The following is a 10349-nucleotide window of genomic DNA, read 5'->3' on the forward strand; positions in this document are numbered from 1 at the left end:
TCGGTTGATTCAGTACGAGCTAGTCCAGCGGCCAACCAGATCGGTCATTACAGCTAGCGTGCTGATTTTCTGATTACCACCCCGGCCTGTGAGCGTTTGCCCGAAGTCAGGACGTTTAGAAGTTGAGGCTGGGAAATTCACTGCCAGTGCCTTCGAGCAATGCTTGAAAGAGCGAGTTTTCCGCTACAGTAAACTCAGTGCCTGTCGCGTGCACTGCATCAATCGCGTCCGTTTCTAGGCACCTCCCATCGTCGGCCGATGGAATCGTGGGGTTGGTTTTGTCTGGCAATCCAGGCAACGTATTTGTTGCCTGCTCTTCCTCGCTAGTTGCGATGGTTGGCGTGTTGGAATGTAGGGTTGCAGCTTGAGGGGCCAGTGCAGTTTCGTTTCTGGCAATTTGGTTAATGACTCTCAGCGCGTCGATTGGAGACATTTGCCCGTCCCCATTCTGGTCAACGTAAACATTCGGCCATGCTGCTAGCGTTGATGGCGAAACAAGCTGGCTAGTCCCAGTGTGCAAATAAGAGCCACGGCCGATTGCATTGATCACCATTAACGCGTCGAGGGGCGAAACGCGGCCATCACCGTTAACATCGCTCGGTTCGAGTGGGTTCTGCCAAGGCTTCCACTCTGGTGTTAGAGTGATTTCGCCTTTTCCGTCGAGCGTTGAGACTTGTCGAGACAATGTGTTGTCTTGGATTGTTGCGACAAGCTTCCAATTGCTTGGATCTCGAAAGACTATTCGGTCTTCTGTTTCGCCACCGATTTCGATTTTGGTTTTCTCGTTGACGTCATTCGAAGAAAAGTGCGAACTCGCAATTTCGATTGCAAGTGAGTTATCTGTTCCCAGGTCCAGACGACTGAGTTGAACTAGGCTTCGTCCGAGCAATTCACTCAAGGAGACGGTGGCACTGCCGCCGCCTACCAAACTGATTGAGTCAAATATTTGGGTGCCAGCTTGTTCGATAAAGCCAAGTACCTTTTGAAGCGAGGAATAATTGACGCCTAGCTGGGTTGGGCGATCACTGGAAGCAATTTGGAAGCTATCTAGTTCAGCGATTGGCCCACGGAATAGTTCGGTGTTACTGTATTCAACAACAAGGTCAGATTCGACAACAGAGAGGGTGATTTGCTTTTGAAGAGCGTCTTCCCGAATCACTAAGTCGTGCGGAATGGTCACTGCAAACGCGTAGTCTTCTACTTCGCCATCGAGCGCCAAGCCAACTGGGGCAAGCCCGCCGTCACTGCTTACCCGAACACGGACGACGAGTTCCCCAGCAGCAAGGTTTTGTGGGATTTTGTAGCTGATCGCGTTGACACCTTCTTCGCCCGGATACGAAGAAACGATCTGCTCGTTTGAGCCCGAGAATTGACCGTTACGATCAAAGTCAGCCCATGCTTCGACGATTCCCGGTTCAGACAGTTCAATGATCAGAGAGTTGACGCTTTCGGAGGTTTCGAATCCAAGGATAGAGATCGGTGCGGTCACACCGTCTGTGTCTAAATCCGAACCGATTTTTGCATCGGTCTCATCGTCTCTCGTAGGTCCGAGAGATGGCCCGATTGGAATGTGGCGGGCGCCATTGTCGTCAAGTTTGGTCGGGTATGGAGCTGGCGCGTTTCCGAAGTCAAAGTTAAAGTTTTCAAACCATGCGATGCGGTTGTCGCTCAGCGAGGTCGAAATCAGATCCAGGTCACCGTCGCTATCCAAGTCGGTAGCGTCAATGTGCCAAGCGAAGTCTGGTTCAACACTTATTTCATGGCGTTGAAAGAATTGGTTTCCGTCGTTTTTGTACCAAGCGATCCCGCCTTCGCGTGGAGAAGAAACCGCGATGTCGAGATCTCCGTCTCCGTCGATGTCGAATGGGATGCTGGTCGTCAAATTACCAGTGGAGCCGTCTATCAGGTGAGCCAGGAATGTTTGATTCCCATCATTTTCGAACCATCGTAGTTCATTGCCGAAGCTTCCTGTTCCGAGCACATCTAAGTCGCCGTCAGCATCGAGATCAACAGCGGTTATGAAACTCGCGCCGGGAGTTGCGGAATCGACCGTGTGAGTCGAGAAATTGAGGTTTCCATCATTCTCAAGCCAGACAAGCGAATTGCTGAAAACGAGAGATGCGAGCAAGTCGAGGTCACCGTCTCGGTCAAGGTCAACGACTTTGACTGTTTCGACACCACTCGCTTCTGAGCTGGCAATAGACTCGGAAAAGACTTGATTTCCGTCATTCAGAAATAGAAAAATCGTGTTTGCTTCGCGCCCACCGGCAACGATATCAAGGTCACCGTCGCCATCCAGATCCGCAGTGGTGACCGTAAGGGCATTGCTAACTGACGTTGAAATGACATGTTTTACAAATTCCTGATTTCCGTCGTTTTCAAACCAAGCAATTGTTGCGTCGCCCCGTGATGCACTGACGATGTCTAGGTCCCCATCTCCGTCGATATCTGCGACAACCGCATCCCACGCTGCATCAAGTGTCTCGTCGATTGCATGGCGCGCAAAGATTTGGTCCCCATCATTTTCGTACCATGCGAGAGTGTCATCGTGATCTGAAGCCCCCACTAAGTCCATGTCACCATCAGCATCAAGATCGGCCGGGAAGACGCTACGAGGATTATCGGATTCGAGAGAAATGTTTTTGATTGCCGAAAACACACCGCTTGAAACAACGTTGGGTAGAATCTGGACCGAATAGTCTTCCACTTCTCCGTCAGGCGAAGGCCCAGCAACGCCAAGATTGCCGGCAGTACTAATTCGAAATCGAGACTGAACCAGACCCGACACTGCCGTTGGCGGAACGTCAAATTGCAAGAGGTTTAAACCTTCGGCAACTTCAAGTGAATCTGCGATTTGTTCTGATTGGCCAGATAGGACGCCGTCGTTATTGAAGTCAATCCACGCGTCAAGCTTCGCCGGGCCACCGACCACTTCGATCGTCGCAAATGCATCGAGTTGACCGATTCGTAGTTGCCCAAATGAGACACCATCATTTTCACTCATGCCTGTCGCCGATAGCATGTGCCGAGTTTCCAGGCATTGAATGATCCTGAATCTTTGACCTCGTTTGTAATTTTGGGGATTAACTCGCACTTTCGGCGTTCCTGGATTTGTTGTCGCTGGTTGGTCAAGTCTTGAATGTTGCGTGCAATGATTTGCTGAACTGGGACTTCTGGCAATGGGGGGTGGCGGATTCACCAGAAACCAGCCAGCCTCGTTCCCAAGAGTTGCGTTTCGAGTGTTTTTGAACTGTTGACCTGGATCTGCGAGTAATGAATCTTGGGGCCGAAGTTATCGAAATGTGTGTGTTGCCTTGGCTGTGGGCTAAAAGAAAGGAAGCGACTCTGGCGGTCGCGTTCCTTTCAGACGAGCTTATCTCGAATCGTTGTGATTCGAGCTGGCTATTCGGTTACCGTTACCTAGCACTTCAACTGATCAATCAACGTGCTAGCGGATGCTACGGTTAGGGCGTTCAGTTCGTTGACGCCTAGCTTGCTAAGTAGTGGTTGGAGGTCAATATCAGTCCGTTTTGAAATCGCTTGGATCGCACGGATTTGGCTTTCAGTTGCTTTTCGCATTGACCGATTGTTGCTTTTCGACGTTCTTGTTTGTGCGCTCTGAGCGTCGTTTGAATCGGAAAGGCTATCGCATATCGGAACGGATAATTGTGATTCGACAGCAAGTCTGATTTCTTGATAGGCACGGTTGATTTCTGATCGCAAGCGAGCAGGATCAGAATACGCGCTGCATTCCAGTTCAACTTCAAGGCTGCAGTTGGCTCCAATTGAGCTAAAGTCTGGTAAGCCCTTTTTGCGAAAAAAGCCGACTGTAAATTTCATAGGCATCTTTGGTTCCTTGTTAACGAAATAATTCTCCCAGTGGCAGTACCAAGGAAGAGATGGTGAAACGGCGGTGAATTGCCCCGCTCGCTAATCTGAAGGATTTGCAAGCCAGTGAGTTTGTAACCATTCAACTTCCGCGTGGAGTGCTTTGGAACGAATGGTGTATGGCCCGAGTTTCGGGCCGCCGACCGGTGAAAGGTCGGCGATCCACTGGCCTCCTTCCGTCGGTTCGACGTGGGAGGCCCTGCGAATCGATGGTTGCCCGAGCGACTGAAAGCAAATCGTTTCGCTATAGATCGCTCGAACTGTCCCAGTTGCTGTGATGACCAATTCCGTGTTCATCATCGAGATCGCATGATACGGCGACGGGGACGATCGGTTAACCAGCCATCCAGCGATGCTTCCACGCGAGTTAAGTCGCGCGAAACCTTCTGCCTGAGATCTTCGTTGGTTCGCAACGTTTCAGCTTGCTTGCCTTGAAGAACTTGCCTCGCTTGGTCGACGAGGTTGTCCAATTGCGCATTCGATCGAATATTCAATCGCTGAAATCGATCGAAAAAATCGGTTAAGTTCGTAACCGCCGTGTCACGAAAAACTTTTTGGCGTCCATCCGGTTCACCAGACAATCGTTCCGCAAGGTGGCCGACTAGTTGCGAAAGCTCTTCGGCGAAGGAGCGTTCGGCCATCGCGACCGCATCTTCGAACCGTGACTTCATACGCTCGCATTCGCGATGATAGAGTCGCGGGCTTAGCTGCAGCAGGTACTCTGGAGGACAGGCCGAAGGGTATTCCCAGTCAATGGCGAAAAGGTCGCTGACGTTTGCCGTGTAGTCAGCTGAATCGAAAAGGTTGCCGAGTCGCTCTCGAGCTTGATGGATCATCTCTTCGTACTGGAGACTTAATTTGTCAACCGCATCGACGAGATCGCTCTTCAGGCTCGTCATGCACAGTTCGAATGTTTGCATATCCTTGCGATGAAGCAAACGGATCCCCGGCTCGATATACGGCAAAGTCGACTGTTTCCAGTATTTAATTGCATTCGAGCGGACGCCCGTTGCCGCACGAAACGCAGGGTGACTGGTATCGAGTAGCTTTTTGGAGATCGACACGGATTTCGTTTCGGCGGAAAAGGTGTTTGCCGCTTGCTGTTGGTGTTCTCGCGAGAGTGACTTTCGAACACCGGGCCAGCGGATTTGCATTCGGACGGCAATCGTCTCTGACTGCAGAAGTTCAGCAGTGGATGGCGAAACGTCTGTTGGTGAGTCGATTGAAACAGGTTCAATGGCAATACTCATTGGTAAACTCGTTTTGTAGAGGTAGGGATACAAAAAAAGCCCGAGCAATAAATACGTGCTCGGGCATTGGACGTTGGCGGAAAGGTTCGAGTGTCGGACTAATGGAGCCGACGGTTTTGTTTTTCAATCGTGTTTTGCTTTGGCTGATCGGGCGAGGTCTCATCGATCAGTGTTTCACAAATCAGCTCCACGGACGGTTCGCGATTGATTGGGGCAAGCAACAAAATGATCATTGCCAATGGCAAGCAACACGCGACTATCAACGCTCCGTTGTAAATGGATGTCGCGATAATTGGATCTTGCCGTTCACGCTCAGCCCAAGCGCGACGGTCTTGTTCCAAGTCATCACGTTGACGCGACAAGCTGGAACGTTCTTGCTGCGTTTCTTGCTGGATCTCTAGGATCTGGCTGACTTGGTTTTTCGTAAGGCCTGAATCAGAGTCCAGGCAACCAGGGATCAGGGCCATCGCGGCAATGCTAGTCAGCATCGACAGCTGCTGCTTCATCGTCAGTTACTCCTTTGTGTTGAGTTGAACGCAATACTCGGATCAGTAGTTGCTTGGTTGCCAGCTTGTCTCGTCGCTCGTGAACCACGGTCAGTCCGGCAATAGCGATTCCAAGCGAAAGAAAGAGGATCAGTGCGATTTGAAGGGTCATAGGTAACATCGGTTTGAGAAAGAAAAACGCAGACAGCTACTTTGCGGTCTGCGTAGAGGATGGACTTCCAAGGAAACGAAACGGTCAGTTAACCGATGGTTTTGCTGTAACGTTGCGTCTTCGCTTTGGCTTGTTGTTCGAAAGTTGGAAGACACCAGGTGAGTCGGCTGACAGGCAGCGCCCATCGGCCCACATTCGAAGTCGCTCAACAGATTCGGCCGATGTTTTCGAAACTGGCACAACATTGAGCGCCGCTTGAGAGAGTGGCAAATCCAACAACGCTGACAATCGGCAGCACGCTTTGATTTCTGCCCCTGTCCAGCCTTCATCATCAGGCAGAGGTTGGTCGTGGGGCAGCCGAAACTGCGACCGGTACAGGCTCCAGATCGCATCCTTTTGTGGACGTCCGGGAAGATCAAGAAAGAACACCCCGTCAAACCGCTCGGCTCGACTGAATTCCGGGGGAAGACTTTGCACGTCGTTGGCAGTGCACACGACATACACGTCTGACTGATGGTCATTGAGCCAGCTAAGGAAGGTGCCGAACATTCTTGCTGACACGCCACTGTCATTTTGCGAGGCCATCCCGGCGAATGCTTTCTCGACTTCGTCGATCATGCAAACGCATGGGGCCAAGGCATCAATGGTGCGAAGCGCTGCCCGGGTTCGTTCTTCGGATTGGCCGACGAGCGAACCGAGTAAGCTGCCAACGTCCAGGACGACAACCGGTCTTCCAACCTCTCTGCCAAGTGCCTTGCAAAACGCAGACTTACCACATCCCGGCGGTGAAAGAAGTAACGCGCCTTTTGGACGAGGCCCGTTCACATCTGATCGTCGCAGAAGCGAGCGTTTTGTGAAGCTCTTTAATGAATCGAGTCCTCCAAGATGCTCAAAACTCTCCATTCCTCGGTGTAGTGCCAGCGTTCCGGTTTTCTTCAGCATTTGAGTTTTCAATTCCCAAATCGCTGATGGTTCCAGTTTGCTGTACCGAACCAGCGAAAGCGAAAACGCATTCTCCGCTTCAAGCCGCGTCAGTCCGGTTGCCGCATCAATCACCAAGTCTCGTTCTGTGCCCGAAGGCATTTCACCAGATTCGGTGGCGATTCCATCAGCGATCTCCAGCAGTTGAGACCTGTCTGGCAGTTGATGCTCCACGACAACGAACAGTTTTTCCAGTTCAAGAGGCAGCTGCACGGTCGGCGAGAGGATGACGATGAATCCACGATCAATTTTGCCGCTCAGGACCGCTGTTGCGACTTCTTGGATGATCTCTGGCGAACCAAGAAAGCGGTGAAAATTTTCCAGCACTAGCAGCCGTGGTTTCTCGGTCGCGCCGCCCGCCGACAGCGATCTCAGCGCCGTGAGTGGATCGCTTGCAGATTCTTCAGCGTGATTGCCGCCTCGACGCAGTCCCTGGCTGACGTTCCAAGCCATTAGTTCCCAGTCATGTTCTCGACACAAGGCTGAGAGTTCAGCGATCGCATCGCTGTGCTCATGTGACTCGATCCAGATGCCTGAGAAGCAGGCTTGGATCAGTTCACGCATTCGTTCGGTAAGTTTCATTCGAAGCTTCTCCTTCGTTGTTGTGTGTGTCAATAAAAAAGCCCGGCGAGCGTTCACTGCTGCCGGGCTTGGTTGGTTTGGCTGACCTGGGTTTTGAAGTACTCCGAGGTCAGCTTTTCGTTCTGTTTCTTGCCGAGTGCTTGTTCAAGGAATCGGCTGGCTTGCTGGCACTGAGTGCCGCCGAAGCCCTTTGTCTCCACCTTGGACGAACCATCCGGTGAGACGATCAATTCAATCGTCTTCATGCCGCACCTCCAACCTGGACGGTGACTTTGATGGAACCATCTGTTAGGAGCTGTTCCGAGACGGAGTAGCCCTGCTTGCGGGCTTCAATCTTGGCCTTCTCGACCGCGTACGCCTGCATGAACTCATCCAGCCGCTTGGGATCACCCCAATGGCCTTCGAAATTGTCGTAAGAGGATTTACCGGTGGCCAAATCAAAGACCACTGGATATCGCCATCCACGAAGGAAAACTGGTTGGCCGGAAGCCGTGTGGCGATAAAGAGGAAATTCTCCGGGCGCCCGGGAATTGAGCGATAGACGATTGCAGGCAGCGCGAACTGCCAACGCATCGCGTACTTCTGTCTGGATCTCAACAACGTGTGACACGTTGAAACCTCCGTTTCTAGATAACGAGTTCGTTCGCTGGAGGCTACTCGGCCCCCTTCACCATGACGTAGCGCGATAAAGTCGAAAATTTTGTTTTGTTGGTCCGCGAATAGAGGTCGGCGACGCCATCATCGAGCTCCCGTAACCGCGCCGCCTAGTTTGCTCACGTTGCACGCGGCGAATTGCAGCTGTCAATCGAGCAGCAGCTTTCACGTTGAGATCGACGTGGATGAGCAAAAGAAATCGTGGAGACCTTGATTTTCCTTGATCAATTGGTAGGGAGTGAATCCCTGTGATGATCGCTCGCGGCGAACGGCGCGAAGTGGATGATCTATCAGTGACCTCAGAGGCGAAATCAAGGCCAGTGCCAACATCACCGAGGCATCAGTTGCAGGTGTAAGCAGCTTTTCGAGTCGTGACGACTTTGGCCTCTGTTATCGCCTGCTGCGTTTCCGAGCCATTCAATGCTGGGTATCTTCTCAAAGCAGCAACTCCATCATGCTGCCATTGCGATCAGGGATTGATGTCGTATTTCGCCGCTGGTGCCTGCACATCCAACCGCCCCAGCTAACCAAAACGCGTTGCTTTGGTAGTTGGTCGAATTCGAGGCGAAAGGCGTACCGGTTGGCGATGCAATTTCCTTGGCGTGGAGGGGCGCTCGATCAGAGGGAAATCGCTGCGGATACAGGCCTGTCCGATACGGAGTCAGACGCAGAACGTAAGCTTCGCTGTGCGTCTTGCGAGAGCTAATCAGCGGTGCTCAGTGAAGTGCTTGCCAAGCCGAGTTGGGCGCAAAGTCGCGGCGTAGCCACGGAGGTACCGCGAGAGTCTGGAACGCCGCGAAAAGCACCTGTGGGACGCTGCAAGGGGAGACGGATTTTACGATTGGTGCACCGAGCACTTAAAAAGCATGTGTGAAGGTGCAAGGGACGCATCTGAATGCGACAGTCTTTGGCTGCAGCCCAACTTTAGAGCGTTGCTGAGCAATAACCTGACGACGACTTCGATTGGCATTGAATACTTTCACGATGGGATGGGTGCTAGCAAACCGGAGACAGGTATTTCCAGAAAGTTCGTCCGAGTCTGCTTTCCACATCAAGTTGAAGCCTAAGTAGGTGCATCACATCAGGCGACCAAACACAAACGGTCAAGACGCTCCTTCGCAAGCCACATAGCTAGCGGCGACATCCACGCTTGAATGGCTTCAATAGCCCGTGCTGCGGCAGAAGCACCAGATCCACTGCGAGCATTTCCCCGGGGTAAAATCACGTGAACGATAAACATGTAAACACTATCTACCCCTCCGATGGTCGAGTTAAGCGATATCCAGGAAAAAGGCGCACTGAGTTGGGGCGTAGTACCCAAATTCCGGTATTATGCGTCACTGAGTTACCGTTAACTAATATCGTTCGCGCTGGCAGCTCTGACCAACGCCTCATGGTCGTGCCCATCTCTTCTTCGTGTGCTTCGCGAACTTCGTGGTTTAACAGCTCGTCGACGGCCTGGATGGTGCATTCGAATCTCGCCCATCGGAGTTCACGGAACCTCCGTTTCCTATTGATCGCTCTTGATGTCACGGTTTGATTGGTGCGCGGTCGACTCGGCCGAGGAAGACAATCCGGCGCCTGGCAGCCGATTGCGATTACGAGCACCGCGTTGCTGAGCACGAGCACGAGCACGACCGAAGACAATCCAACGCCTGACGTTCTGACTGCTAGTTCGCAACTCGTTACCCTTCGCGATGCAGATTGAGTAAACTTGTCGTCAGCGGCGAACTGCAAACTGTCGTCCAGGGTAGACCGCGAACAACTCGATGCACGTGAGCCGCCGAGTTGTGTTAAATGAAGTGGTTAGTCGCTCGCGGCGACCACGTGATCGAAATCGTTCGCGCTCGCAGTTGTGACTGCAATGACCAACGCCTTGTGGTCATGCCCGTCTTGTCTTCGTGTCCTTCGCGAACTTCGTGGTTCACCTGTTTCATCGACGCCTTGGTTGGTGCGCGGTCGACTCGGCCGATGGAGACAAGCCGACGCTTGGCAACCGATTGCGATTACGAGCACCGCATTGCTGAGCACGATTCAAGACAATCCGACGCCTGATGTTCCGACTGCCAGTTTGCTGCTCGTCACCCTTCGCAGGTCCAGTCGAGTAAACTTGTCGTCAGCGGCGTACTGCAAGCTGTCGTCCAGGGTAGACCGCGAACAACTCGATGCACGTGAGCCGCCGAGTTGTGTTCAATGAAGTGGTCAGTTGCTCGCGGCGGCCACGTGATCGAAATCGTTATTTGCATTTTCCTAAATTATCCCCAATGCCTGCTTTCGACCGCATTCTTGTCGTCGCACTAGCTTGCTCGCTTGGTCCGTCTTCCCCTGCAGAAACTC

Annotated in this window: 10 protein-coding genes; 1 reads left to right on the forward strand and 9 read right to left on the reverse strand. The window is 52.4% G+C overall.

Annotated features, from left to right (window positions below; genetic code table 11):
* Nucleotides 1-115: 115 nt before the first annotated feature.
* From CGZ80_RS17515 to CGZ80_RS17560, 9 genes are all read right to left on the reverse strand, one after another.
* Nucleotides 116-3004 carry an FG-GAP-like repeat-containing protein gene (locus CGZ80_RS17515; protein WP_158222753.1) on the reverse strand — a complete coding sequence of 963 codons (2889 nt, stop codon included), beginning with the start codon at nt 3002-3004 and terminating at the stop codon, nt 116-118.
* A gap of 416 nt (nt 3005-3420) precedes the next feature.
* Nucleotides 3421-3579 (reverse strand): hypothetical protein, encoded by a 159-nt coding sequence (locus CGZ80_RS28705; protein WP_158249740.1) that lies wholly within the window; start codon nt 3577-3579, stop codon nt 3421-3423.
* Nucleotides 3580-3930: 351 nt separating this feature from the next.
* A complete protein-coding gene (locus CGZ80_RS17530) occupies nt 3931-4188 on the reverse strand; it encodes a hypothetical protein (RefSeq protein ID WP_198953724.1) in 258 nt (85 codons plus the stop codon).
* Nucleotides 4185-5138 carry a hypothetical protein gene (locus tag CGZ80_RS17535; RefSeq protein ID WP_094416783.1) on the reverse strand — a complete coding sequence of 318 codons (954 nt, stop codon included), beginning with the start codon at nt 5136-5138 and terminating at the stop codon, nt 4185-4187. The genes CGZ80_RS17530 and CGZ80_RS17535 overlap by 4 nt, the downstream gene beginning before the upstream one ends.
* Nucleotides 5139-5236: 98 nt before the next feature.
* Nucleotides 5237-5644 (reverse strand): hypothetical protein, encoded by a 408-nt coding sequence (locus tag CGZ80_RS17540; RefSeq protein WP_094416785.1) that lies wholly within the window; start codon nt 5642-5644, stop codon nt 5237-5239.
* Nucleotides 5616-5795 carry a hypothetical protein gene (locus tag CGZ80_RS17545; protein ID WP_094416787.1) on the reverse strand — a complete coding sequence of 60 codons (180 nt, stop codon included), beginning with the start codon at nt 5793-5795 and terminating at the stop codon, nt 5616-5618. Before CGZ80_RS17545 ends, CGZ80_RS17540 begins: the two co-directional genes overlap by 29 nt.
* Before the next feature lie 84 nt (nt 5796-5879).
* Nucleotides 5880-7358 carry an AAA family ATPase gene (locus tag CGZ80_RS17550; protein ID WP_094416789.1) on the reverse strand — a complete coding sequence of 493 codons (1479 nt, stop codon included), beginning with the start codon at nt 7356-7358 and terminating at the stop codon, nt 5880-5882.
* Between the two features lie 53 nt (nt 7359-7411).
* Complete coding sequence (locus CGZ80_RS17555) at nt 7412-7603, reverse strand: DUF2997 domain-containing protein (RefSeq protein WP_094416792.1); 192 nt, start codon at nt 7601-7603, stop codon at nt 7412-7414.
* A complete protein-coding gene (locus CGZ80_RS17560; protein WP_198953725.1) occupies nt 7600-7968 on the reverse strand; it encodes a hypothetical protein in 369 nt (122 codons plus the stop codon). Before CGZ80_RS17560 ends, CGZ80_RS17555 begins: the two co-directional genes overlap by 4 nt.
* A gap of 1908 nt (nt 7969-9876) precedes the next feature.
* Between CGZ80_RS17560 and CGZ80_RS27665 the strand changes: the two genes are divergently transcribed.
* Nucleotides 9877-10209 (forward strand): hypothetical protein, encoded by a 333-nt coding sequence (locus CGZ80_RS27665; protein WP_143544007.1) that lies wholly within the window; start codon nt 9877-9879, stop codon nt 10207-10209.
* The last annotated feature ends 140 nt before the right edge of the window (nt 10210-10349 follow it).

Source organism: Rhodopirellula sp. MGV (assembly GCF_002251265.1).
Lineage (GTDB): Bacteria > Planctomycetota > Planctomycetia > Pirellulales > Pirellulaceae > Stieleria > Stieleria baltica_A.